General features: G+C 68.8%; 30 protein-coding genes. 28 read left to right on the top strand and 2 right to left on the bottom strand.

Features of this window, described 5'->3' with window-relative positions; genetic code table 11:
• The first annotated feature begins 5 nt into the window (after nucleotides 1–5).
• The 10 genes from C4T78_RS26515 (at nucleotide 6) to C4T78_RS26470 (ending at nucleotide 7,747) form a co-directional block, all read left to right on the top strand.
• Nucleotides 6–497, top strand: a complete 492-nt coding sequence (locus tag C4T78_RS26515) for a hypothetical protein (RefSeq protein WP_093354445.1) — start codon at nucleotides 6–8, stop codon at nucleotides 495–497.
• Nucleotides 494–805 (top strand): hypothetical protein, encoded by a 312-nt coding sequence (locus tag C4T78_RS26510; protein WP_093354442.1) that lies wholly within the window; start codon nucleotides 494–496, stop codon nucleotides 803–805. The genes C4T78_RS26515 and C4T78_RS26510 overlap by 4 nt, the downstream gene beginning before the upstream one ends.
• Nucleotides 802–1,569, top strand: coding sequence for a PD-(D/E)XK nuclease family protein (locus tag C4T78_RS26505; protein ID WP_218161625.1), 768 nt, complete (start codon nucleotides 802–804; stop codon nucleotides 1,567–1,569). The genes C4T78_RS26510 and C4T78_RS26505 overlap by 4 nt, the downstream gene beginning before the upstream one ends.
• 59 nt (nucleotides 1,570–1,628) lie before the next feature.
• Nucleotides 1,629–2,249, top strand: a complete 621-nt coding sequence (locus C4T78_RS26500; protein WP_093354438.1) for a hypothetical protein — start codon at nucleotides 1,629–1,631, stop codon at nucleotides 2,247–2,249.
• A gap of 79 nt (nucleotides 2,250–2,328) precedes the next feature.
• A complete protein-coding gene (locus C4T78_RS26495; RefSeq protein WP_093354435.1) occupies nucleotides 2,329–3,228 on the top strand; it encodes an adenine nucleotide alpha hydrolase family protein in 900 nt (299 codons plus the stop codon).
• Nucleotides 3,229–3,284: 56 nt separating this feature from the next.
• On the top strand, nucleotides 3,285–5,522 hold the full coding sequence (locus C4T78_RS26490; RefSeq protein WP_177247649.1) for a DNA primase family protein: 2,238 nt from the start codon (nucleotides 3,285–3,287) through the stop codon (nucleotides 5,520–5,522).
• Between the two features lie 139 nt (nucleotides 5,523–5,661).
• A complete protein-coding gene (locus C4T78_RS26485; protein WP_093354431.1) occupies nucleotides 5,662–6,135 on the top strand; it encodes a hypothetical protein in 474 nt (157 codons plus the stop codon).
• Between the two features lie 30 nt (nucleotides 6,136–6,165).
• Nucleotides 6,166–6,507 carry a hypothetical protein gene (locus C4T78_RS26480; RefSeq protein ID WP_093354428.1) on the top strand — a complete coding sequence of 114 codons (342 nt, stop codon included), beginning with the start codon at nucleotides 6,166–6,168 and terminating at the stop codon, nucleotides 6,505–6,507.
• 62 nt (nucleotides 6,508–6,569) lie between these two features.
• Nucleotides 6,570–7,076 carry a hypothetical protein gene (locus C4T78_RS26475; protein ID WP_143185911.1) on the top strand — a complete coding sequence of 169 codons (507 nt, stop codon included), beginning with the start codon at nucleotides 6,570–6,572 and terminating at the stop codon, nucleotides 7,074–7,076.
• Nucleotides 7,073–7,747 (top strand): DUF7340 domain-containing protein, encoded by a 675-nt coding sequence (locus C4T78_RS26470; protein WP_093354423.1) that lies wholly within the window; start codon nucleotides 7,073–7,075, stop codon nucleotides 7,745–7,747. The genes C4T78_RS26475 and C4T78_RS26470 overlap by 4 nt, the downstream gene beginning before the upstream one ends.
• Before the next feature lie 168 nt (nucleotides 7,748–7,915).
• Here the strand turns inward: C4T78_RS26470 and C4T78_RS26465 are convergent, their stop codons facing one another.
• Nucleotides 7,916–8,563: a hypothetical protein gene (locus tag C4T78_RS26465; protein ID WP_143185909.1), complete on the bottom strand. Its 648-nt coding sequence runs from the start codon at nucleotides 8,561–8,563 to the stop codon at nucleotides 7,916–7,918.
• A 276-nt stretch (nucleotides 8,564–8,839) separates the two neighbouring features.
• Here C4T78_RS26465 and C4T78_RS26460 point away from each other — a divergent pair, with 276 nt between their 5' ends.
• The 17 genes from C4T78_RS26460 (at nucleotide 8,840) to C4T78_RS26380 (ending at nucleotide 22,016) form a co-directional block, all read left to right on the top strand.
• Nucleotides 8,840–9,373, top strand: a complete 534-nt coding sequence (locus C4T78_RS26460) for a hypothetical protein (RefSeq protein WP_143185907.1) — start codon at nucleotides 8,840–8,842, stop codon at nucleotides 9,371–9,373.
• 150 nt (nucleotides 9,374–9,523) lie between these two features.
• Nucleotides 9,524–9,979, top strand: a complete 456-nt coding sequence (locus C4T78_RS26455; RefSeq protein ID WP_093354417.1) for a phage terminase small subunit P27 family — start codon at nucleotides 9,524–9,526, stop codon at nucleotides 9,977–9,979.
• The gene (locus C4T78_RS26450) at nucleotides 9,954–11,696 is read left to right on the top strand and encodes a terminase large subunit (RefSeq protein ID WP_093354414.1); all 1,743 of its coding nucleotides are present in this window, start codon (nucleotides 9,954–9,956) and stop codon (nucleotides 11,694–11,696) included. Before C4T78_RS26455 ends, C4T78_RS26450 begins: the two co-directional genes overlap by 26 nt.
• A gap of 5 nt (nucleotides 11,697–11,701) precedes the next feature.
• On the top strand, nucleotides 11,702–11,983 hold the full coding sequence (locus C4T78_RS26445) for a hypothetical protein (protein WP_143185905.1): 282 nt from the start codon (nucleotides 11,702–11,704) through the stop codon (nucleotides 11,981–11,983).
• A 7-nt stretch (nucleotides 11,984–11,990) separates the two neighbouring features.
• Entirely contained in the window at nucleotides 11,991–13,925 is a 1,935-nt protein-coding gene (locus C4T78_RS26440) for a phage portal protein (protein WP_093354409.1), read from the top strand.
• Entirely contained in the window at nucleotides 13,922–14,107 is a 186-nt protein-coding gene (locus C4T78_RS26435; RefSeq protein WP_093354407.1) for a hypothetical protein, read from the top strand. The genes C4T78_RS26440 and C4T78_RS26435 overlap by 4 nt, the downstream gene beginning before the upstream one ends.
• A complete protein-coding gene (locus tag C4T78_RS26430; RefSeq protein WP_093354405.1) occupies nucleotides 14,104–14,709 on the top strand; it encodes an HK97 family phage prohead protease in 606 nt (201 codons plus the stop codon). The genes C4T78_RS26435 and C4T78_RS26430 overlap by 4 nt, the downstream gene beginning before the upstream one ends.
• 71 nt (nucleotides 14,710–14,780) lie before the next feature.
• The gene (locus tag C4T78_RS26425; RefSeq protein ID WP_093354402.1) at nucleotides 14,781–15,815 is read left to right on the top strand and encodes an endonuclease domain-containing protein; all 1,035 of its coding nucleotides are present in this window, start codon (nucleotides 14,781–14,783) and stop codon (nucleotides 15,813–15,815) included.
• A 930-nt stretch (nucleotides 15,816–16,745) separates the two neighbouring features.
• Entirely contained in the window at nucleotides 16,746–17,984 is a 1,239-nt protein-coding gene (locus C4T78_RS26420) for a phage major capsid protein (protein WP_093354400.1), read from the top strand.
• Between the two features lie 5 nt (nucleotides 17,985–17,989).
• Nucleotides 17,990–18,226: a hypothetical protein gene (locus C4T78_RS26415; RefSeq protein ID WP_143185903.1), complete on the top strand. Its 237-nt coding sequence runs from the start codon at nucleotides 17,990–17,992 to the stop codon at nucleotides 18,224–18,226.
• Nucleotides 18,227–18,231: 5 nt separating this feature from the next.
• Nucleotides 18,232–18,792 (top strand): hypothetical protein, encoded by a 561-nt coding sequence (locus tag C4T78_RS26410; protein ID WP_143185901.1) that lies wholly within the window; start codon nucleotides 18,232–18,234, stop codon nucleotides 18,790–18,792.
• Nucleotides 18,789–19,130, top strand: coding sequence for a phage head completion protein (locus C4T78_RS26405; RefSeq protein ID WP_218161624.1), 342 nt, complete (start codon nucleotides 18,789–18,791; stop codon nucleotides 19,128–19,130). Before C4T78_RS26410 ends, C4T78_RS26405 begins: the two co-directional genes overlap by 4 nt.
• Nucleotides 19,131–20,081: 951 nt before the next feature.
• Nucleotides 20,082–20,444 (top strand): HK97-gp10 family putative phage morphogenesis protein, encoded by a 363-nt coding sequence (locus C4T78_RS36545; protein ID WP_177247648.1) that lies wholly within the window; start codon nucleotides 20,082–20,084, stop codon nucleotides 20,442–20,444.
• The gene (locus C4T78_RS26395; RefSeq protein ID WP_093354390.1) at nucleotides 20,441–20,866 is read left to right on the top strand and encodes a DUF3168 domain-containing protein; all 426 of its coding nucleotides are present in this window, start codon (nucleotides 20,441–20,443) and stop codon (nucleotides 20,864–20,866) included. The genes C4T78_RS36545 and C4T78_RS26395 overlap by 4 nt, the downstream gene beginning before the upstream one ends.
• Nucleotides 20,867–21,301, top strand: coding sequence for a phage tail tube protein (locus C4T78_RS26390; protein WP_093354387.1), 435 nt, complete (start codon nucleotides 20,867–20,869; stop codon nucleotides 21,299–21,301).
• Nucleotides 21,301–21,666 carry a phage tail assembly chaperone gene (locus C4T78_RS26385; protein ID WP_093354384.1) on the top strand — a complete coding sequence of 122 codons (366 nt, stop codon included), beginning with the start codon at nucleotides 21,301–21,303 and terminating at the stop codon, nucleotides 21,664–21,666. The genes C4T78_RS26390 and C4T78_RS26385 overlap by 1 nt, the downstream gene beginning before the upstream one ends.
• A complete protein-coding gene (locus C4T78_RS26380) occupies nucleotides 21,663–22,016 on the top strand; it encodes a phage tail assembly protein T (protein WP_093354382.1) in 354 nt (117 codons plus the stop codon). Before C4T78_RS26385 ends, C4T78_RS26380 begins: the two co-directional genes overlap by 4 nt.
• Nucleotides 22,017–22,019: 3 nt before the next feature.
• Here the strand turns inward: C4T78_RS26380 and C4T78_RS26375 are convergent, their stop codons facing one another.
• A complete protein-coding gene (locus tag C4T78_RS26375) occupies nucleotides 22,020–22,232 on the bottom strand; it encodes a hypothetical protein (RefSeq protein ID WP_093354379.1) in 213 nt (70 codons plus the stop codon).
• Nucleotides 22,233–22,345: 113 nt separating this feature from the next.
• Here C4T78_RS26375 and C4T78_RS26370 point away from each other — a divergent pair, with 113 nt between their 5' ends.
• A complete protein-coding gene (locus C4T78_RS26370) occupies nucleotides 22,346–24,616 on the top strand; it encodes a phage tail protein (protein WP_143185899.1) in 2,271 nt (756 codons plus the stop codon).

The following is a 24,616-nucleotide window of genomic DNA, read 5'->3' as shown; positions in this document are numbered from 1 at the left end:
ACAGCATGAACACTGAGAATTCTTCGCGTTCTGAGACCACGCCCCACACCAGTGATCGCGCCGCCGCGAGTACCGCCCTGTTCCTGCGGGCGACCGAGGCCATCGAACGCCGCGAGCGCCTGCTCGCCGCCGTGCTGATCACCACCTACAGCATCGAGACCGGCGACCATGAGCGCGCTCTGCTCGACCTCGCCGCCGCCGGGGCGACCAGCATCGCCGCCGTCATCACCGAGCACACCGACCGGACCTGTGTGTGCGGTCGCCCGGACTGCGAGGGGCTGTGGGTGCTGGACTCGCTGCACGGCGACGTCGACCAGGCCCCGCCCGTGTTCGTCATCGCGATGCGCGCCGTCGTGGCCGCCCTGAACAACGAGCCCGACCGGCTCGGCGATCTGCTCGTCGCGTACGCCCACGAGCACGGCCTCGGCGGACTCTCGCAGCTCGTGCCGGTCCTCGTGCGGATGCACTGCGACGTGCGCGCCGAGGTTCGCTCATGACCGGCCACGCTGCCGAGGCGAGCACCGCCGTCGACGAGCTCGCCGAGTGGGTCAAGGTGTACCGCTACGCCAAGGACAACGCCGCGAAGTGGACCGAGACCGCCGAGGCCGTGCGCGAGAAACTCGTCGAGCACCTCAGCGGCGCCGGGGCGCAGGTCGGCACGATCGGCGGCGAACCCGCGATCAAGTACACGCCGGTGGTCTCCCGCAGGCTCAACACCAAGGCGTTCCGCCACGATCACCCCGAGATCGCCGAGCGGTACACCAGCGAGCACACGAGCTACCGGTTCACGCTGGTCGGTGAGTGACGATGCAGCTCGCCACCTTCAGCACCGCCACGGCCCGCGGCGAGCACCCGGCCGCCGACACCCTGCGGCAGGTGATCCGCGGTCACGACCAGCTCGCGCCGCGCAGCCTGCAGTCGTCGCTCGGCCCGTCCGAGATCGGTGAGCCGTGCCCGCGGCGCCTGGCGTACCGGCTCATGGGCGAGCAGCGGGTGAACACCGGCTCGGACCCGTGGCCAGCCATCGTCGGAACCGCGGTGCACGCCTGGCTCGCCGAGGCGTTCCTCGCCGCCAACACCTGGCTAGGCCGAATCCGCTACCTCGTCGAAACGCGGGTCACGATCCGCGAGGGCCTGTCGGGCTCGTGCGACCTCTACGACGTCGACACCGCCCGAGTCATCGATCACAAGGTCGTCGGCGAGACCGCGATGCGCGAGTACAAGCGCAACGGGCCCCCGCAGCAGTACCGGGCGCAGGCACACCTCTACGGCGTCGGCCTTGCCCGGCTCGGCCTGCCGGTGAGCGAGGTCTGCCTCGCGTTCTACCCGCGCGGCGGCATGTTGGCCGGGCTGCACGTGTGGGCCGAGCCGTTCGACCCAGCGATCGCCGCCGAGGCCCTCGCTCGGCACGACCGGGTGCTCGAAGCGGCGTGCGCCCTCGACGTCGACCGCCACCCCGACCACTACGGCCACATTCCGGCCGCGACCGGGCACCGGTGCACCTGGTGCCCGTGGTTCGCCCCCGGCACGCCGGTCGGCGCGACCTGCCCCGGACACATGGCCCGCTAGACCCCTCGCCCCCGACCGGGGCGGGCTCAGGGATCACCAACCAGGAGAACAGGAACATCATGGAACTGACCGGATTCGCCCCGCGCGAGAACTCCACCGGCGACCGTCTGCCCGCTAAGGAAGCCGTCGACAAGCCGCTGATCGTCCAGGTGCGCGAGCACCGCACCGGCGTGAAGACGAAGTTCAACAGCAACCCGAATGAGAAGGGCTACAAGCCCGACGGCGGCGAGGCGGTCGTGCTCGACGTCGCCGACCTCACGACGAACTCGGTTTTCGTCGACGTGCTGTGGATGAATGGCGCCGTCGTCGACAACCTCAAGGCGTACGTCGGGCAGGCCATCCCGATCAAGTTGGTGTGGACAGGCTCGGCCTCGGGCGGGAACTCCTACATCACGGTTGAAGCCCTGGGCGGCGCCGAGCTGGACAAGGCCGCCGCGTGGGCGCAGGCCAACCCGGACCGGTTCGACACCGAGCGGGCGCAGCGCGCCGCCGCGGGGGCCGACCAGCCGCAGCCCGCAGTACCGGCGACACCGCCCGCCACCGTGGCGCAGCAGCAGCCGCAGGCCGCGCCGGTTCCACCGCAGCCGGCCATGCCGCAGCAGGCGATCAACCCGAACGACCCGGCGGTGCAGGCGTTGCTGCAGCAGATCAGCGGAGGACAGACCCCGCCCGCGGCGTGAGCCGAGGTGACCGGGCACGCCTCGACGAGGGGACGGGGCGTGCCCGGCAGCAACGGCTCAACCACAAGGGACGGTGACCATGAGTCTCTCGGTGATCTCCTACGGCGGCGGGGTGCAGTCCACAGCCATGCTCGTGCTCGCCGCCACCGGACGCCTGCGCATCGACGCGGCGCTGTTCGCCAACACCGGCGACGACAGCGAGCACCCCGGCACGCTGGCCTACGTCCGCGAGATCGCGGTGCCGTGGGCCGCCGAGCGCGGTGTTCCCGTGTACCGGCTCGACCGGGTCAAGCGCAACGGCGCCCCCGAGACGTTGTGGCAGCGCCTCATGCGCCCCGGATCGCGCAGCTTGCCGATTCCGGTCCGCATGTCCAACGGGGCACCCGGCACCCGTTCCTGCACCGCGGATTTCAAGATCAAGGTCGTCGGCCGGTGGCTACGGGAACACGGCGCCACCCCCGAGAACCCCGCGACGGTGAACATCGGCATTTCCGTCGACGAGATCGAGCGCGCCAACAAGCGCCACGCCGAGGCGCACGAGCGGATCGAGTATCCGCTGCTCGACCTCGGGATGCACCGCACCGACTGCGCCCGCCTGATCACCACACAACCGCTCCCGCCGGTGCTAGCCCGGCGGCTGCGGCAGACCGTCGACCAACAGCACCCCTCGGTCGCCGCGCAACTGCGCCGCTCGAACTTCACCTGCCTCCCGGTGCCGATCAAATCGGCGTGCTTCTTCTGCCCGCTGCACCGGGTGAACACGTGGGAGCTGCAGCGCGCCGACGAGCCCGAGCTGTTCGACCGCGCGACCCACCTTGAGGACACGCTGAACCGGCGCCGGGCAGCCCTCGGCAAAGACCCGGTGTACCTGACGCGCTACGGCAAACCGCTCCGGCACGTCGTCGACGAGGGCGTGCAACTGCTGCCCCTGGTCGATGACGGCGCGGGCGGCTGCGACTCGGGATGGTGCGGCACCTGACCGCACCCCTCGACACCGCCGCCCCGTTCACGCCGTTCGCGAAAGGCCCGCTTGCGATGCCGTTGCCCACCACCTACGCCGCCGCCGTGCTCGGTGACCGCCCCGGATACCTGGCCTTGGCGTTCGGCTACCGCGGCTACGTCAACGAACGCGGCACCTACACCCACGAGGAATGGGCCGAGACCCGGTTCGCCTGGCCCGCCGAGGCCGACCAGCTGCACGCCGAGCTCACCCACCTCGACGCCAGCGGCGAACGGGTCGACATCTACGTGTGCCCCGCGGTGCGGTACACCGACCGGCGCCGCCGCGGTGACGCGCTACCCCCGGCGGTGTGCTGGGCCGACCTCGACGGCGACCCCGCCGACCCCGAGCTGCTCGCCGCCCTGCAGCCCTACACCGTCCACAGCGGCCAACCCGGACACCAGCACATCTACGTGCCCCTGTCCGAACCCGTCGACCTCGGGCTGCACACCCGGCTGAACAAGACCCTCGCCGACCGGCTCGGCGGCGACGCGAAGTGGTCCGACGAGTCCCTGCTGCGGATGCCCGGAACCCGCAACCACAAGACCACTCCGCCGAGCCTGGTCACCGACGCCGGCCACTGGTCCGGGCGGGTGTGGGAACCCGCCGAGCTCGCCGAGCTGCTCGGCATTCCCCTCGACGCCCCCGCCGCCGGGGCCGGGGCACCGGTGCGGCCGGTGCTGCTGGAAGCCGCGCCCGACCCGCTACCGCGGCGTGTGCAGGCTGCCCTCGACCACCCCGACACGCTCGACCGGTCCAAGGCGCACGCCCGCCTCGTCGCCGCCTGCTACGACTCCGGGCTCAGCCACGGGCAAACCCTCTCGATCGCCGCGAACTACCCGCCCAGCCGCGAGAAGTACGGCGACCGGCTCGCCGACGAGGTCGCTCGCTGGTGGTCCAAGGTCGACGCCGACCGAGGCCAGCAACCCGCCCCGATCACCCCGCTCGCCGTCGACGGCTCGGCCGCGCTCGCCCCGGCCCCCGTGGTCTCGCCCGAGACGTTTTTCGACCGGCACACCGGTGTGCGGATCGTGGCGCTCGCCGAAGCCGTCGAGACCTACGGGCCGGTCGCCACCGACGAGGCGGGCAAGCTCTACCGCTACACCGGCGGCGCGTGGCGCGGCGACGGCGAACGCATCGTGACCGCCCGCGTGGTCGAACTCGTCGGTGATCGCTACCGGCGATCCCACACGAGCAACGTGCTCGACGTGCTGCGCTCACGCGAACCGAAGTTCACCGACGCCGGACTCGACACCCGATTTCTCAACGTGCCGAATGGGTTGTTGGACTGGCGCACCGGGCGCCTGCATCCCCACGACCCCGAGGTGCCCAACCTCGCCCGCATCCCCGTCGAATGGCACCCCGAGGCCACCTGCCCGGCCATCGACGCATGGCTGCGCGAGGTGTTCCCGGCCGAAGCGGTGCCGTTCGTGCACGAGGTCATCGGCTACGCGCTGTTCAACGGAAACCCGCTGCACCTGGCGATCCTGCTCTACGGGCGCGGACGCAACGGCAAGGGCACGTTCCTCCGGCTGCTGGGCGACCTCATCGGCGCGGCCAACCTGTCAGCCGTCACCCCGCAAGCACTCGACGAGGACCGGTTTCGGGCCGCCGAGTTGCACGGCAAGCTCGCGAACCTCGTCGGCGACGTCGACCCCAAGGTGTTCAAGGCGACCGAGACGTTCAAGCAGATCACCGGCGGCGACGCGATCACCGCCGAACGCAAGTACGGCCAGCCGTTCACCTTCACCTGCCGGGCGCTCATGGTCGCCGCGTTCAACGCGCTCCCTCGCACCGCCGACACCTCGGAAGGGTTCTTTTCCCGGTGGCTCGTGCTGCCCTTCACCGCGCACTTTCCACGGGGCACCGCCGACAGCTCGATCGAGGCCCGGCTACACGCACCCGCCGAGCTGCAGGGCTTGCTCGCTCACGCGGTGGCCGGGCTGCAGCGAGTCATGCGGCGCGGCTCGTTCGACCCGCCCGCCACGGTCGAGGCCGCGACCCGCGAGTTCCGGGAAGTCGCCGACCCGGTGCGGGCGTTCCTCGCCGACTCCACAACCGCCGACCGCCACACCTGGTTGCCGCGGCAAAGCCTCTACAGCGAATGGCAGCGGTGGGCCGAGCAGCACGGCCACCACACCGGCAGCGCCGCAGCGTTCTACGAGCGCGTCGAGGCCGCCGCCGTCGAGGTCTACGGGCACCCACTGCAGCCCGCCAAACGCCGCGGGATGCGCGGGTTCACCGGCGCCCGCCTGACGAGGTGGGACGAGTGAAGGGGGCACGGGGGCAGGTGGGGGCAAGTTCCTCTTCCCCCGATCGCGCGCACAGGAAAAAGGGTGGAAAACCTGCCCCCTCTGCCCCCTCCTGCCCCCCGCACACCCGAAACCGCTGCGTGACCAGGGAGAACCGACCATGACCGACACCCGCTCGTTCATCACCACCCGGCCCCGGTGCGCACCCTGCCCGCGGTGTGGCCGGCTGCAGCTGACCGGGCACGCCGAGGGCCTGCCCTACCGCGTCGACCCGGTACCGGTGACCCCGCGCGCCGAGTTGGCCGCCCGGCTATCCGGGCGGTCGAGCTTCGCGTTCATCGCCGAGGGGCTCGCTGTGCGCACCGCGGGCCGCATCGACGGCGATGCGCGGCGGCCCCGCCCGCCGGTGCTGGTGGCGCACCACTGCGACACCCCACCTGCCCCGGAAGGTGTGGACGCTGCCCACGCCCCGGTGATCGCGCGGCTCGTCGAGCGCGCCCGCCGCCGCGAGGCCGATGACCTTCCGGCGCCGCTGGGCGAACCGGAGTCGACGGCGCTGTTCACCCTCGCCGAGGCGTTCGGCGGCACCGTCATCGGGTTCGACCCGTACACCGTCGACCCGGCCCCGTTCTAGCCCTGCACGTCGCGACGAAAGGAGACGCTCATGGTTGTCGTCCGGGTGTCCGCTCGGGCCGCGCGATGGCTCGCTCGGGAAACCGACGAGTACGCGCACGAGGAACTCGGCTACGCCGCCCCCGAGGCCCACCCGCCCTATGCCGCGGACCTCGTCGAGCTGCAACAGAAGTTCGCCCCGCATCGCAACACCGAGACCGACGTCGAGATCACCCTCAGCCCCGGCGCGGCCGGATCGCTGGGCGCCCACTACGACACCCTCGCCGACCACCGCGGCGACCTCGGGCTGCTCCGGTTCGCCTCGGCGCTGCTGCGGGCGGCGCTGCACGGCGGCGAGGTGCGGCTGCCCGATGAAGCGGCCCCGGCGCAGTGACCCGGCCGCGCACAGCACCGCGACCGCGAGAATCCCGAACCCGACGCAGGAAGGTGCACGAGGTGACCACCACCGCAGCAGCGCGAGGCCGGTCGAACCGGCGCAAGGGAATCGAGACCGAGCGCCGGGTCGCGCGCTACCTCAACGAGCACGGGTGGCCCAAGGCCGACCGCTACGTCAACAACGGCTATCGCACCGCCACCCGCACCGCCGCCGACCCGCTCGACATTCGTGAAACGCCCGGACTGGTGTGGTCGGTGAAGTACGACGCTTCGCACCGCATCGCGGCATGGTTCGCCGAAGTCGAGGACAAAGCCGCCGCGGTCGGGGCCGACCTCGGGGTGCTCGTCGAGCGCCGCCCCGGTTACGCCAACCCCGGCCGTTGGTGGGCCTACATCACCGTCGCCGACCTGCACGGCCTGTTCGCTGCCGCGCACGGCGGTACCGCCCAGCTCTACACCAGCGACGCTGCTCGCGCGCTGGTGTGTCTCGAACTCGGCGCCCTGGTGCTCTTGCTCCGCGCCGCCGGATACGGAACGACCCCAGCACAGGAGAACAGCCCGCGATGACCGCGCACCGCGTCGCCGACGCCCGCACCACCCGAGCCCTGCACGACGACATTCGCGACGCCGCCGCCGAGCTCGCCGACCCGGCGCGGCGGCTGCTACTGCGCGACGACGGCTCGACCACGGCGCACCGCGCCGCGCCGCTGCTCGACCAGCTCGCCGCCGCCCGGCAGCACGGCGCCACCCGCAGCGGCACCCGCCGCGGGCCCGCTACCGCGCCGGTCGCGCTGGAAGTCGTCGACCTGCTCGCCCGCATCGAGGTCGAATCGTCGGCGTGGTGCCGCTACCTCACCGAGCAGGTACCACCGGCCGACCTGCGGCAGCGGGTGCACACGATCGCCCGCGCCGCCGGTGCGCTGACCGAGCTCGACGACCTGGTGCCGATTCACCGGTTCCTCTCCGATTGGGTCCGCTCGATTCTCGCGGTGCTCGACCCGCCCCGACGGCTGCACTTGGCCGCGGCCTGCCCGGTGTGCGAAGTCCGCACCGTGTACCGCACCGATCCGACGACCGGCGAGGCGGTGCTGCAGCCCGCGTTGTGGGTCGATGGCACGACGGGCTGCACCTGCCTGTCCTGTGGCCACCAGTGGCCGACCACGCACCTCGAACACCTCGCCGCGGTGCTGGGCTGCGAACCCCTCGATGCGTCAGCCACACACCAGAGTGGACACTGACCGGCCGACTTTCCCCGTGGTCGTCGACATTCGGCCGTGGTCGTGGTGAGAATGGCGGTGCTCAGGTGACGTGTGCTCAAAGCACGGTTTATCCCGATGCCTCACCGGGTGTTCTCGGTACGAGATCCCTTTCACGCGCGTTCGCTGATCACGGGCCTGGTCTCCTGCTCATAGCAGTGTGATCAAACCAGTGAAGTGCAGACTTGTTAGGACTACCCCGAGGCACAAACAGGCCCCTACGGCTGCCGCGAGGGCTCCGACCCAGTCGACTTCCATCATTGAGAAGAAGATGTAGATCAGGCTGAGGAGCACTCCCAGTGCTCCCGCAAGCACAGGCACCACGAACGTGAGGAAGATAGGCGCGCTCATCGGCTGGAAGTCAGCTGCAGCAGCGACGACCCAGGCGAGAAGTTCCAAGAACGCAGCGAAAACGGACACCGCAATCATGCCGACCGACGACTCACGTATGTCGGTGTCGATGGGCGTGCGCATGTCCGCCCGCATCTCGGCGAGGACACCCGCGGGCAACTGGGCGACCGTGGCGCGCAGCTCGTCGAGGTTCATGTCAGCAAGCTCGGGAACCACGGACTGAAACGCTACGAGATCGGCGTCAGACAGCCACGACACGTCGCTGCTCGTGCCAGTCGCGTGCGCGAGCGTCGGCGCTGTCGACACAGGTGGTGGCGTTGAACTTCGCTTCGGGGCTATCCCCTTCTTACGCTTCTGAAGTAGTTGTAGAACCGCGGCGATCGCCCCCACGACGCCCGCGATCGTTCCGATGAGCGCGATGAACCAACTACTCGGATCGTTCCCCATAACCGTGATCATCTCGGGCCCGGAAGAGGGGAGCAAGGCACCTACGCCTGAGCACGCATGCCCACGAAACCCGCCTCGCGGTGCCCGTCCTGCCGAACCCGCTTCACCGACCGCACCGGCCGCCCCTGCCCGGACTGCAGACGCAGCCAAGACCGCGGCATCAAACGCCGGTCCGAGTGGCGGTGGGTCTACCGCGACCCCCGGTGGGCCGCGCTCCGCGACCAGGTGCTCAGCGAAGAACCCTTGTGCGCCTGCGGCTGCGGCGGCATCTCGACCGTGGTCGACCACATCCGCGACCACCACGGCGACCCCGAGCTCGCGTTCGACCGCGCCAACGTCCGCGGCATGACCAAGCCCTGCCACGACGCCAAGACCGCCACCGACCACCGCGCCGCCACCGGCACCCTCACCCCGGTCACCGTCATCGCGGGCCCACCCTGCGCAGGCAAGACCACCTATGCCCGCACCCACGCCCGGCCCGGCGAGCTCGTCGTCGACTTTGATCTGCTCGCCGCCGCGCTGGGCTCACCCGACTCGCACGACCACCCCGAGGCGCTCAAGCCGTTCGCCGTCGAGGCCCGCGAGGCAGTGCTCGCCCGGCTACGCAGGCCGAGCCACCTCGGCCGCGCCTGGATCACCACCACCAGCCACAACCCCGAGACGCTCGTCGCCGGGGCCGAGGTGATCCGCCTCGACGTCACCGCCGACACCGCGCACGCCCGAGCCCGAGCAGCAGATCGCCCCGCGGCATGGCACGGGCTCATCGATGAGTGGTTCGCGGTGCAGCGCGCACGCGATCACGACTCGTGACCGGGTGGGGGGTGTGGATCTTCCGCGACGTGGGGGTTCTGGACCGGGCGGGGGGTGCTCCGCACGGAAACGCCGGTTTCGGGGTGCTTTACGTCGTCACGTTCCGCTCTGGCCGGCGCGAGCAAAGAGTGATCGAGAGGGGTGTGTGCGATGGGGTTGCGTGGTCCGCTGCCCGCCGCCGACAACGTGCGGCACCTGCGCGGCACCCCGCCGCGGGCCGGGGCCGGTCGGCCGGTGAAGGCCGCGCCACAGGCCCCGAACCCGCCGAGCTGGCTTGACCGGGAGGCCCGCGCCGAGTGGCGGCGCGTCGTGCCCGAGCTCGGAAAGCTGGGCATCCTCGCCCGTCTCGACCGGGCGGTGCTGGCCGCGTATTGCGACGCCTGGTCGCGGTGGGTGCAGGCCCGCACCCTCATCGACGAGAACGGGCTCGTCGTGCACAACCCCGAGCGCGGGTGGGTGAAAAACCCCGCATGGCAGGTCTATCGCGACGCCTGTTCGACGCTGCAGGCGTTGGCGAAGGAACTCGGCACCACGCCGAACACCCGGCTGCGGATGACGCTGCCCGAGCGAGACGCAGACGATGACGGCGCGGCGCTGCTGGACTGAGCAGCAGTGGGCCGACCAGCTCGACGAGTGGGCCGAGGCTGGGCTGATCGAACGTACCGGGTGGACCGGCGCCCCGTTCCTCACCACACCGGAACCGACACCCGAACCGGGTGCGCCGGGGTTCGTCGAGGGCGCGTGGTTCGACCCGAGCGCGGTCGAGAGGTTCCTGCGGTTCTGCCTGCTGCTGCGGCACACCCTCGGCAAGTGGGCGGGCGCGTCGGTGCGGCTGTTCGACTGGCAGGTGCGCTACCAGGTCGGGCCCGCGCTGGGCTGGAAACACCCGGACGGGACGCGGATCATCCGCACCGTCATCGTGCTCATTCCCCGCAAGAACGGGAAAAGCACCCTCGCCTCGGTGCTGTCGCTGTACCTGTGGTGCGCCGACCGGGAAGCGGGCGCCGAGGTGTATGCCGCGGCCGGTGACCGGCAGCAGGCCCGCCGGGTCTACGACGCGGCCAAGGCGATGGCCGAGACGTCGTCGGCGATCCGCAAGCGCGCGGCGGGCGGTATCAAGCGGTCGGTGATGGAGTACCCGCCGACCTCGGCGATCTTCCGGGCGCTGTCCAGCGACGGCGGCAGGCAGCACGGGCTCAACGTGTCCGGCGCCGTGATCGACGAGCTACACGTGCACAAGCACCGCGGGCTCGTCGACGCCTTGGAAACTGGCACGGGCTCGCGGGTGCAGCCGTTGGTGTGGATCATTTCGACCGCCGACGACGGCACCACGAACACGATCTTCGCGGAGAAGTACGAGTACCTGCAGGCGTTGCACGGCGGGCACGTCGACGACCCGAGCACATTCGGCGTGGTGTTCGCCGCCGACCCGGCCGCCGACCCGTTCGACGAGGCGACGTGGGAAGCGGCGAACCCCGGTCTCGGCCTCACCGTCTCGCGTGACTACCTGCGGCGGCAGGCGAACCGGGCGCGGGTGACGCCCGGCTACCTGAACGAATTCCTGCGGCTGCACCTGAACGTGCGGACCAAGACCGGCGCCCGCTGGCTCGACCTGTCGGCGTGGGACGCGGGCGCCGGGTTGGTGGACCTCGACGCGCTCGACGGACGGCCGTGCTTCGCCGGGCTCGACCTGTCGGCTACGACCGACCTCACCTCGCTCAGCTTGTGGTTTCCACCGCCGGACGGTGACCCGGACGGCGAGCACGTGTGGGTGCCGTTCTTCTGGCTTCCCGAGGACAACGTCGCCGCCATCGCGCGGCGGACCCGCGTGCCGTTCGACCGGTGGGCCGAGCAGCCGGGGCCGCTCGGGCGGCTGCTGCGCACCACCGAGGGCAACGTCGTCGACTACCGGGCGGTGCGCAACCTCATCACGCAGATCAACCGCCGGTGGCCGATCACCGCGCTCGGCTACGACCCGTGGAACGCCACCGAGACGATCAACGAGCTCGCCGACGACGGCCTCGTGCTCGAACCGGTGCGGCAGGGCTACGCCTCGCTGTCCCCACCGAGCAAGGCGCTCGAACGACTCGTGCTCGCCGGTCGCGTCCGCCACGGCGGGAACCCGATCCTGCGGTACTGCATCGACTGCACCGAGGTCCGCAGCGACGAAAACGGCAACGTGCGCCCCGTCAAACCGGACACCCGCACCTCGGCGAAACGCATCGACGGCACGATCTCGGGGCTCAACGCCCTCGCCATGCACCTACTGCGGTCCGGGCCGGAAACCAAACCCGAGCCCCGAATTCGCGTCATCGGAGGGTGATCACGTTGACCACAGCGACACCGGAAGCGGGCCGCATTGCCCGGCTGTGGGCCGTGTTCACCACGTGGGCCGCCGCCTTGCTGCCTTCCCGGCGGCGGGAAGCCGCGCAGGCGCGGCCGGCACCCGGCTCAGCCTCGCGGACGGCGCTGGTTGAGGCGGTGCAGATCGGCGCGGAGGTCACCGGGCTCGCCGCGTTCGTCGTCGCCGGGTTCCTCGCCTCGGCGATCGCCGGGTTCGTCGTGCTCGGCCTGGTGCTGCTCGTCGTCGGCAACGTCCGGTGGAGGTGAGACGCGAATGCCGTTCCTGCGCAACGCACTCAACCGCCGCGGCGCCGAGCACCGCAGCAGCAACCGCCGCGCCATGCCGCCCCTGCGCGGCAACGGCAGCAGCGCGGGCGTGTCGGTCACGCCCGAGAAAGCGCTGCAGATCGGCGCGGTCTACTCCTGCGTGCGGCTGTTGTCCGAGACCGGATCGATGCTGCCGGTCGGCGTGTACCGCGCGCAGTCCGGCGGCCGGGTCCGCGTCGACGATCACCCGCTCGTGCCGCTGATCACCGACGCCCCGAACCCGAACCTCGACTCGGCTGAGTTCTTTCGGCAGCTGCTCGCCTGGCAGCTGTTGCGCGGCAACGCCTACGCCTACGTTCAGCGCAACCGCGGCGGCGATCCGGTCGGGCTGTGGCCGATCGCACCGACCAGCGTCGAGCCGCGCCGCACCGACTCGGGTCGGCTGGTCTACGCGGTCACGCTGGCCGATGACGAGTTCGCGCCAATCACCGAACGCCGGGGCCTGGTCGGCGCCGAGAACATGCTGCACTACCGAGCGCTCGGCCTAGGACTTGAGGGCCTGTCGCCAATCGGGCTCGCGCGGCAGTCGGTCGGTACCGCGTGGGCCGCCGCCTCGTACATCGGCGGGTTCTTCGAGCGCGACGCCTCGCCCGGCGGGGTCGTCAGTGTGCCCGACGAGCTCAGTGATCAAGCTTACGAACGGCTTGAGCAGCAGTGGCGCGACTTGCACGAGGGGTTCGACCGGTCGCATCGGCTCGCGATCCTGGAAGCCGGGGCCCGGTGGGAGAAAGTCAGCTTGTCACCGGCCGATGCGGCGTTCATCGACACCCACAAACTCACCCGCGCCGACATTGCCGGGATCTACGGGGTTCCGCCGCACATGATCGGCGACGTCGAGAAGTCGACGAGTTGGGGCTCGGGCATTGAGCAGCAGTCGCTCGGCTACGTCGTCTACGCGCTGCAGCCGTGGCTCGTCCGGCTGGAAAAGGTCACCGCCCGTCTGCGCGGGATCGGCGCCGCCGACATCTACCTGCGGTTCAACACCGACGAACTCGTGCGCGGCGACATTGCCAGCCGCTACAACGCCTACGCCCAAGGCCGCCAATGGGGATGGTTGAGCGCGAACGACGTCAGGAAGGCCGAAGACGAGGACCCGATCGCCGACGGCGACACCTACCTCTCGCCGGTCAACATGGTTCCCGCAGGAGAGACGGCCCCCGCGGTGCAGCGCGCCGCGCTCGCCGCCCCGCGGTTCGAGCGGCGGGCCGCGCTCGCCCCGGCCGACGAGGCACCCGGCGACGTCACCCGCCACCGCGAGGCCCTCGCCGACCTGTTCACCGAACTCCGCGACCAGGTGCTCGCCGTGCACGGCGCACCTCGGACCCGCGACGCCACCGACGTGCACGCCGAGCTCGGCGACCCCTCGTGGGTCGAACGGCTCGCCGCGCTGCTGCTCGACCTCGCGCTGCCCCTGGCCGCCTCGGTCGGCAACGACGTCGCGCACGCCCTCGGCGGGGCGTTCCGTGTGGAGTGGGCGCGGGCGTACCTGGAAACCAACGCCGACCACGCCGCCGACACGATCCTCACCACCATCACCAAGGACGTCCGCGAGGCACTCGCCGACGACGACACCGGCCGCGAGGCGCTCGTCGAGCTGTTCGCCCGGCTGATCGAAACCCGCTCGGGCGAGCTCGCCCGCGGTCGGGTCAACGAGGTCACCAACTTCGCCCGTCACGAGGCAGCCCGCCAAGCCGGGGCGAAGTCGAAGACGTGGCGCAGCACCGGAACCGAGACCCGGCCAAGTCATGCCGCCGCCGACGGGCAGACCGTCGCGATCGATGAGCAGTTCACCGTCGGCGGGCGGCGGGGCCGCTGGCCACGCGATCACCGGCTCGGCGTCGACGAGGTCGCCGGATGCGACTGCACGGTGACGTTCACATGAGCCCGCGCGAACTCGCGGTGCGGGTGCGGCTGGGCGACTCCGAGCGCGAGCACGAGCTCGGCGTGCTGGTCATCGACACCGAACGCGACACCGTGCACGGCGGAGTCGCCGCCACCGTCGCCCTGCTGCGCGCCGTGGCCGCCGAACTCGACCAGCAGCGCGACACGGAAGGGAAACCATGACAACCACGGTCCTCACCGGCCGGGAGCTGCGCGCCTTCCCGCTGTCTGGTGTGCAGGTACAGCGGGCCAGCGACGACGGCCGGCTGTCCTTCCACGGGCAGGCGATCGTCTACGACCAGCTCTCGGGCGACATGGGCGGGTGGCGCGAGCGGATCATGCCCGGCGCCGCCTCGCGCACCCTCGAAACTTCGCCCGACGTCCGCTTTCTGGTCAACCACAACCCCGATCTACTGCTCGCCCGCACCGCGAGCGGCACGCTCACCCTCACCGAGCACGAGGGCGGGGTCGCGGTCGCCGCCGACATGGCGAACGTGTCCTATGCCCGCGACGTCGCCGAGCTGCTCGACCGCGGCGACCTCAACCAAATGAGTTTCGGGTTCTGGATCACCGCGCATGGCTGGGCCGGTGACGTGCACGAGGTGTACGGCATCGATCTCGACGGCGGTGACGTGTCGGTCGTGACCTACCCAGCGTTCCCGCAGACGTCCGCCGAGCTGCGGTCGCAAGCAACCGAACACCTCACCCACCCCGGCGGCGACGAGGTGCCGCTCGGCCTGCACCAGCACAAGCTAAGGGAGCTCGGCCTGCTCGCGCAGCTTTGAACGAAGTTTGTCCGACCGCCTTCCTATGATCCGCCGTGGCTGGGAACCGCCCGACGAATGCAAGGAGCCTCATGCGTGGTCGCAATATTCGACGCCCAATGGAGTTCAACGGGCATCGTTTCGAAGAGTCGGTACTAACGTGCCTCTCGGGCGGTCCCACCGAGCACTGGTCGATCGATGTTCCGACTGTGCTGTGGATGTTGGAACGCATCGCCGAGGGAGATGTCGACGCGAACACTGTGCGGAACAAGCTTCGCCAGGCGACGTTGTGGGACAGCGGGTGCTGCGGTGAATGTGACCGTGCATCGGAGCACTACGACGACGCACGTGCACGGCACGAAGAGGCTGTTCAACAGTGGAATAGTCAGCAAGCGCAGTTCGATCCGGCGGGATACCCGTACATCCTCACCAACGGGAAGATCCATGTACGGGAGTGCCATCATCCAGGGCGACCGACCCCGCCACGGTTTCCCGAGAGCTTGCACGAGTTCGCCATGCTCTTTGACCACTGCGGAGGGAACATGGGCCGTGTCTTCGAAGAGCTCATACACGAAGCTTCGGGCGGTGCGCAGTGGCTCAGTGTCCACGAAGTCCAGACCCGAATTGCTCGCTATGGAGTTCAGGCAGTTAAGGCGAAGTTGTGCCGGTCATGTAAGCCGTCCCTCCCCGATCTGGCCCCGGAAGCGACCATGCTGCAGCCAGCATGCTGGTCCTGGCCCGCCGACCCGGTGACGCTCGATCAACTTCGAGCCGAGGCGGCACTCACCCCAACATCGGACTCGCACGTTCTACCGGAGCAGCGTGCCTCCTACGCGACGTTGGAGCGGTGGCACAACGATCGGTGCGCCGTATGCGGCGAAGTGCCGAAACGGGGTCGCCTCGTTCGGGATCACGACCACGCGAGCGGAACAATTCGCGGCTTGCTTTGCAACTCGTGCAATATCACCGAAGCTCGCTCTCCTTCTGTGCTGTTTGCCAATTACCGGAAACAACCCCCTTCCTCGATCTTGAAAATTGAGGTGCTGTATCTACCCGCTGGCTTCCAGCCCGGCGCGGGCCACCTACCGGCGGTCGCAAAGGACACAATTTCGCAACACGCCAACTAGAACCTACTTGACTACAAAACGCAACAATGCAGTTGCGCAGGCGCCTGCAACTGTCACGAAGAGCGGAGCTGCCAGAAATCTGGCGGTTAGGCGCCACCATGCTCCACTAGTCCTACCTGGCAGCGGTGGAACGTCGCTTCTGACATGCAGCCGGAAAGGCGTACCGTAGGGCTCACGAATGGCGTTTTTGAGTTGTTGCGTGGCAGCTTCTAGCGACTCTGCTGACCGGCGGCAATTCCAAGGCTGATCCGCAGCCCAGCGGACTATGCGTGCACAATCGGAATCTTCCGGCAAGACTCTACGTCGGCTACGGCCGCGAATAATGGCCCGCTCTTCAGCGATCCTCGCCGCGAAGCCACGCAAGCGTCGCTGATCCTTCCGCAGGCGACGTAAATCCTTGGACTTGCCTTTGAGGTCAAGCGGTTCTCTCTGTTCACCAATGGGAGAGGTGGACAGCAGGTGAATTGTATTTGCCAAAGTGCGAATCAAACGTCGGGGAGCTTCGGCTTTCGATCCATCAGTGAGAGCAGTCACGATAATAACGAGAACAAAAAGGCCCGGCAGTGCAAATATTTTGATTTGAGGCTGCCCTAGCGGCGACCAATCTTGAAAGAGCATAACATACGGAAATACGATCAAGAATTTAACCCAAAACCGTCGACCATTACTGAATCTGATCGCTTCGAATATGAGGATGGCCTCGTCGGAATTGAAGCCTCGTTCGGTATATGGACGTAGGTCGGGAAGCTTCGCAATTGTTCGAATCCATAATCTTCTAAAAGGCCCGTTGCTGCGTTTCCTGCGCGACGACGACCGTGATTTTCGATCTTCTATCACATCGGCGCAGCATACACAGTTCGCGTCGTAACTATGTTCCGTTTCAAGCACCCCGGTCGATCCGGGAACCCCAACGCAGAAGGGACCGACACCATGCCCACGAGCGTGGAGCTCCGGCAGGAGCGCGCCCGGATCGTCGAGCAGATGCGGGCCATCACCGAGACCGCCGAGGCCGAGAACCGCAACCTCGACGCCACCGAGCGGGAGAGCTACGACCGCGGCGAAGCCGAGTTCCGGGAGCTGACCGAGCGCATCGACCGCGCCGAGGCGCTCGAACAGCGGGAGGCCGAGCAGGCTCGACCGCTGCACGGCGACCGCGCCGCGCCGCGCCCCGACGACGGACAGGGCGACCAGTCCCAGCAGCGCCGGGCGGCGTTCCTGCAGTTCGTGCGGCGCGGCCGGGGCGAAATGGCGCCCGAGCAGCGAGCGCTCGTCGAGAACGCGGCGGGCGAGATCCTGGTGCCCGAGGATCTCGAAACCGAGATCTACCGGTCGCTGCCGGAACTGACAGTGATGCGCGGGCTCGCGTCGACCAGGCCCACGACGTCGAACCGGGTTCGCCGCCGGTCGCTGGACGAGGTCGCCGTCGGGTGGGGCTCGCTGGAAACCGGCGAGCAGACCCTCACCGACTCGATGCCCAGCACGCCGCGCGAAGAGTGGACCTACATTGAGGATCTCTACGGCTTGGCGAAGATCGGCGAGGACGAGCTCGACGACACCGACGTCAACCTTGAGGCGTTCGTGCGCGACTCGTTCAGCCGAGCGATCGCCGAGGCCGAAGACACCGGGTTTGCGGTCGGGGCCGGACACGCGAGCAACCAGCCCGTTGGACTGTTCAGCTCGGGCGGCGAAGTCCCCACGATCACCGGCACCGGCAGCACCTACAACGGCACCGACGCCAACGCGCCGGGCGCGCTGCTCGACGACCTGCGCAGGCTGATCTACGCCGTTCCCGCGCAGGCCCGCCGCAATGGCGCGTTCCTCATGGCCAGCGCGACCGAGCTCGCGATTTCACAGGTCAAGGACGGGAACGGCCAATACCTGTGGCAGCCGAGCGTGATCGCGGGCCGCCCGAACACGTTCCTCGGCTACGCCGTCCACAACCAGGACGACATTGCCGCGATCGCCGCGGGGGCCTCGATCGCCGCGTTCGGCGACTACGCCTCGGCCTACCGCATCTACGACCGCCAAGGCATGACCCTCAAGCGGCTCGAAGAGCTGTACGCCGAAGACGGGATGATCGGGTTCAAGGTCCGGTTCCGCGTCGGCGGCGACGTCGTGCGCCCGGATCGGGTGCGCATCCTCAAGACCGCCGCGGCGGGCGGTGCGTGATCGCCATGACCACCCGCATCCGCATCACCGCCGACTCAGCGATCGCCGACGGCCGCGGCCACCGCTACACCTCCGGGCAGGTCGTCGACGTCGACGACACCCTCGCCCGCAACTGGATCGCCGCCGGGCACGCCGAACCGCTCGGCAGCGACACCAGCACGCGGCCCGAGGCCGAGCAGCCGCGCACCGCGACGACCGAGGCCCCGCACCGCGGGGTATCGCGGTCGCGCAAGTCCAAGTAGGCCCCGTGACGCAGGAAGGGCCGACGATGTTCGCGACCGCCGAGGATCTGCGGCGCTTCCTGCGTCGCACCACCATCGACACCGACGCGGCGAACCTGGTGCTCAACCTGGCCGGGCAGGCGATCCGCGCCGAGCTCGGGCAGCAGCTCGACCACGTCACCGGCGACACCTACGTGTGCGGGCCCGGCGAGGGCCGGGTGCTGCTGCTGCCCGAGCTGCCGGTCACCGCGGTCACCAGCGTCGCCGAATACGGGCAGCAGCTCGTCGAGGGCGACGACTACGAGTGGTCCCACGCGGGCACCCTCACCCGCCTCGGCGGGGCATGGCCGGCTGCGGCGCGGTCGGTCGTGGTCACCTACGACCACGGCCACCCCGAACCCCCGCCGGTGCTGCGGGCGGTGTGTGTGCAGGTCGCCGCGCGCGTGTTCGTCAACCCGCAGGCCACGACGAGCCTCTCGATCGGCGACTACGCCCGATCCTGGTCGTCGACGACCGGCGCCGGTCGCACCGGGCACCTTGAGCTCACCGACTACGAGCGGCGCCTGCTGCGAGGGCTGCGGCCGTGACCGACGTCAACGAGGTGCCCGTCGAGTTGTTCAACCGCACCGCGATCGTGCAGCGGGCCACGTCCACACCGGATGGTTCCGGCGGGTGGGTGCGGGTGTGGGTCGAGGTCGGCCGGATTCCGGTGCGCTGCTCGCAGCCGTCGGCGGCCGAGCGGGAGACCGCCCAGCAGTCCGGCGCCGTGATCTCGCATCACATCTACGCCCAGCCCGGTGCCGACGTCGCACGGGGCGACCGGCTGCTCGTCGACGACCTGGTGCTCGACGTCGAGTCGGTCGTCGAACCGTCCGAACCGGTCTATCTGCGCGCCGCCTGTCGCAGCGTGCAGCACGAGGGGTAGGAGAACGCAATCAGTTGCAGCGCGATGTTCGGCACCACGGCCACGTGGGGATTGCTTGATCCGTATCCTATCTACGTTTTCACTTTCAGTTAGATCAGACTGTAAACGCGGATAGGTCGTGAGGATGAATCAGGAGCCAAACCTATGGACTGTCATACCGCAGACGACTTCAGCGCTCTTTGCTAGCTTATCCGTACTCCTTGCGCTCCATGTCATACTTAGGGATCGTCGCGCAAAGGAACGCGCCGAGGCATCGAAGGTAATTTGCTGGCAGGAAATTCAGTACAATTATCTTGTTAAACCCGATGGATCTTGCAAGGTAACCACCCCATCGGCTCAAATCAAGGTTCACAACAAGTCCGAGTATCCGATAATTCGACCTTCTGTTGTCTCGCGAGCCATGACAGAGCGTGAAGCTCGCCTACACGCTTCACCGAAGGACGGAAGGCTTTTTCCAGAGGGAGAGTTCAGGGCGTTTTCCTTTAGCGAAAGTGTCTTAATGGCACCCTCCGGCGACATTATTTTCATGTCTCTTGACAGCGATTCGCACGCCTACCTTGATCTTATTCTGCTCGGAAAAGACAAACTCTTTCCAGTAGATTTCATGCGGTACTGGGTTAAATACATCGATCATGCTGGAGTTTGTTGGCTCCGCGATACATATTCGGCTGAACTTGTTCCCTACCGATCTAGGAAGGCTTTGCGGTTAATTCGAGGACGCAGGCGATGGGTCCGGAGGGAGCGCGATTTTCGCTTGGCTCTTGGAATTACTTACAGTTGGCCAACTGCCATCTTGCTTCGCTTGTTCGAAGTTGTTTTTCCGCCTCGCGTAAAAGCCAAAAAGACCGCTGTTGTCAAAGCGAAGTTGAGTCAAGGAGAAGGGCCGGTTTCTGCCGTCAACGCGGAGCGGCAGTCAGAAGCAGATTCCAATTCAAGGTAGGGGGTGCCCGCGTGGCATCGACAACCGTGAGTGTGCGCGGCGACCGGCGCCTCGCGAAGCAGCTCGCCGCGCTGCGGGTGCAGGCGACCGAGATCGCTGCCGACACTCTCAAGGCGTGGGGCAAGGACGTCCGCGACGAGGCCCGCCGACGGGTGCCAGTCCTTACCGGTGAGCTGCGCAAGGGCATCACCATCCGCGTGCAGCGCAAGGCCATGACCGCGACCGTGGGCACCCACACCGGGCCGTACTACGGGGTGTTCGTCGAGAACGGCACGAGCAGGCAGGCCGCGCAGCCGTTCCTGCACCCGGCCGCCGCGGCGCATTCCAACATCCGCCCGTACGTGCGCACCGCGCTCGACGCGAGGCTGCCGTGAGCGCCGTCGAGCCCCTGCAGCGCGCGGTCTACGACCTACTCGCCGACCCGGACGGGCCGACAGCGAGCGTCGGGTGCGCGGTCTACGACGAGGTGCCCGAGGGGGCCGCGCTGCCCTACGTGGTGCTCGGCGAGTTCGACGAGCTGCGCGACGACGCGCACCGCGAGCTCGGCGCCCTGGTCACGATCACCGTGCACGTGTGGAGCCGCTACCGCGGCTACCGCGAAACCGCCCGCTGCCTCGACGCCGTGCAGACCACGCTGCACCGCGCCCGGCCCGAGGTTGACGGGTTCCGCGACGTGTCGATCGTGCACGACTCGAACGCATTTCAGCGCGACCCCGACCCCGAGCTGCGGCACGGGATCGGCAGGTTCACCGCCCGACTCACCGAGGGCGAACCGACAACACCGGAGGTGTCCTAAGTGGCCGGAGTGAATGGCTACGGGGTGGTGTTCGAAATCGCCGAATCCGGCGGCACCACCTACACGCCGATTGCCAACGTCACCAACATCGGCGGGCCCGAGATCGAGCGCGAGACGATCGACGTCACCGCACACGACAGCCCCGACGGGTGGAAGGAATACCTTGGCGGGCTCAAGGACGGCGGCGAAGTGAGCCTTGAGCTCAACTACGACCCACGCGAACACGACACGTTGCTCGCGCAGTTCGACAGCGACGACCCGATCAACGTGCGGCTACGGTGGCCGCACGACATCGCGCATTGGGATTTCAAGGCCCTCATGACGGGCTTCTCGCCCTCGGGCCCAGTCGAGGACAAGCTCGCAGCCGAGTCGAAATGGCAGGTCGCCGGGAAGCCGACCGCCAAGACCGGCGCACCGGCGGCGGGTGGTGCGTGATGGCCCAGCCCTTGAGCCGCGAGGCGATCCTCGCCGCCGACGATTCGAACGTCGAAGACGTCCCGGTGCCCCAGTGGGGCGGCACCGTCCGGGTGCGCAGCCTCACCGGACGCGAACGCGACCGCCTCGAAGCAAGCATGATCGGCAAGAACGGCAAGGCCGACGCCACGCGGGGCCTCGCGAACTTCCGGGCGAGGCTGGTCGCCGCCTCGGTGATCGACGAGAACGGGGCCCCGATGTTCACCGAGGCCGACGTCGATGCCCTCGCCGGGAAGTCCGCCGCGGCGCTGGACGTGATCGCCTCGGCCGCGATGCGACTGTCGGGCCTGTCGGACTCCGATGTGGAGGAACTCGCGGGGGAATGAGAGCCCGGCCGTTCCGGCGCTTCGCGCACCGGTTGGCCGGGCACCTCGGCATGACCGTCGGCGAGCTGCTCGACCGCACCACCTCGCGAGAGCTCGCCGAGTGGCAAGCGTTCGAGCGAATCGAGGGCCCGCTCGGCGGGCTACGCGGCGACGTGCACGCCGCGATGGTGTGCAGCGCGATCTACAACGCCAACCGCGGCAAGAACAGCCGCGAGCGCAAACCCGCGGACTTCCTGCCGCGCTGGGACAAACCACCACGCGAACCGCAGTCACCCGAGCAGATGCTCGCCGCAGCGCGGGCACTGCAGGGCCGCCTCGGCGGCGAGCTGCACCTCGCGGACCAGCGGTAACCGTCAGGCCGGCGGGTCCGCTCGCCTGATCGACAGCTCACCGATCCGGGTCCTTCCCTTGGGCCGCTGCGAAACGTAGTCGCTGCGGGAATAGCCGCGTTCGAGCGCGGCAAGCCCGAATTCGATGAGGTCGCCGAGGGTCATGCCCTGCGACTCATCACTCGGCCGCTGCCGGAACTTGCCGGTCGAATTCGGGTCGTTGATCTGCGTCACCACGCAAACCCCTTTCGTACGTGTGCCCACCGGACCCTACAAACACCGCTAATGCGCCCGCGAGCAGGGCAAACACACCTAGCAGTGCCAGGTGACGACGAGATCAGGGGGTGCGCGTGGCGACGCTGCAAAGCATCCTGGTCAAACTCGGTCTCGACCCCGACGACTTCCGCGGCGGGCTCGGCCGGGCGCAGAAATCTCTCGCGAAGTTCCGGGGCGATCTCGTCGAAAATCGCCGCGGGATCGAGGATTTCGGGAACGCGCTTTCATCGCTGGGCCGGTCGACGGCGTTCGCGTCGCTGATCTCGGGGGCGGTCGGGCTGTCGGCTGCGCTTGCTCCGGCGGCGGGGTCGCTGCTGCTGTTGCCGGGCATGGCGACGGCAGGTGCCGCGGCGTTCGGTACGTACAAGGTCGCCTTGTCCGGGTTCGGCGAAGCCATGAAGTCGTTGGACGACCCGAAGAAGTTCGCCGAGGCGGTCGCCGAGCTCTCGCCCGCGGCGCGGGAGTCGGCGACCGCGATTCGGGATCTCACGCCCGCGTGGGAGGGCCTCACCCACGCTGTTCAAGACACCACTTTTGCCGGGCTCGCCGGGGAGATCAGGACTCTCGGCGGCACCTATATCCCGGTGCTACAGTCCGGGATGGTCGGGATCTCTGGGGAGTTCAACCGCGGCGCCAAGGACATTGCGGCGTGGCTGCGGGAAGCGCAGACCGTGCGCGACGTCGAGAGCATGTTCGCCTCGGCCCGCACGGTCGTCGGCAACCTCGTCGACACCGCGAGGCCGCTCGCGCAGGTGCTCAGCGACGTCGGCGCGGTCGGCGGCGAGGTGTTCGCCGGGCTCACCGAGGGCGCAGGTAGCGCCGCGCAGCGGTTCGCCGACTTTGTGCGGGAGGCCCGCAACACCGGCCGCCTGCGCGGGTGGATCGAGGGTGGGCTCGATGTGCTGCGGCAGCTGTGGCAGCTCGTCAAGAACCTCACGGTCGCGTTGAAGGGTGTGTTCGCCGCCGCGCAGCCGAGCGGGCAGTCGCTACTCGAAACGCTGATTCAGCTCACCGCGCAGTTCGCGGCGTGGGTGAACAGCGCCGAGGGGCAGGCGCAGCTCGCGGCCATGTTCGACACGCTCGGGCAGGTCCTCGGGCACTTGGTCGTGATCCTGCCGATGGTGGCCGGCGGTCTCGGCACGCTGCTCGGCTGGATCTCGTCGCTACCTGCGCCGGTGCAGTCGCTCATCACCGGGTTCTTGGCGTGGTCGCTGGTGATCGGCGTCCTGATCACCAGGTTCGCGCCGCTGTTCTCGCTGCTGGGTACGCTCGGCGGCCGGTTCCTCGCCGCCGCGACTACCAGCGGCACCGCCACGAACAAGATCGTCGCCGCGCTCGGCCGCGGCATCGCCGCATCGACGACGTGGGTCGCCCGCATGACCGTAATGGCGGCGACCACGGTCGCGCGGTTCGTGATGATGGCGGCCGGGGCGGTCGCGCAGGCCACGCTCATGGCGGTCCGGGTGGGTGTGCAGTTCGCGCTCATGACGGCGCAGGCGATCGCCCGCACAGTGGCGGCAGCCGCGGCCGTGGTCGCGCAGTGGGCGATCATGGCGGCCGGGGCGATGGCGCGAGCCGTGATCATGGCCGCGAGCTGGTTCGTCGCGATGGGCCCGATCGGCTGGGTGATCGCCGCCGTCGTCGGCCTGGTCGCGCTGATCGTCGCCAACTGGGACACGGTCGTAGCGTGGACCGAGCAAGCGTGGTCGGCGGTCTCAGGCTGGGTCGCCTCAGCCTGGCAGTGGATCGTCGACAGCGTCTCAGCTGCCGGACGCTGGATCGTCGACCTCGTCTCGTCTGCGTGGACTTCAGCGCGCGACGCGGTCGTTTCTGGTGTGACGTCCTGTGTGGACTTTGTCCGCAATTTGCCGGACATGATCCTCGATGCCTTGGCAGGACTGGGAAATCTGCTCGTCGACACCGGACGAAACCTGATTCAGGGCTTGATCCGCGGGATCGAGTCGGCGATCGGATGGCTGAAAGAAAAGCTGTCGTGGGTCACCGACATGTTGCCGGACTGGAAGGGCCCGATGCGCGTCGACGCCAGGCTCTTGGAGCCTACCGGCCGCGTGATCATGCAAGGGCTCGTCACCGGCATCGACGTAGGGGCGGGCGACGTCGAGAAGCGGCTCGGCGCGGTGACTGCAGCCGTCGCTGCCACCCCAGCCCCCGCGCCCGCAGCCGCCCGGCAGACCGACCAGGCCGCCGCGCTGCAGACCGCACTCACCCGCGCCGTCCGCGAGGGACTCGCCGGGGCCGAGCTCGGCCTCGCCCGCCGTTCCGGCCGCGTGGTCGCCCAGCTCACCAACGACGTCAACCGATCCGACGCACGCCGAGGCAGGTGA

The organism is Saccharopolyspora kobensis (assembly GCF_900108315.1).
Lineage (GTDB): Bacteria > Actinomycetota > Actinomycetes > Mycobacteriales > Pseudonocardiaceae > Saccharopolyspora > Saccharopolyspora kobensis.
The sequence above is the reverse complement of the archived record's forward strand: the minus strand, read 5'-3'. Positions and strand labels throughout refer to the sequence as shown.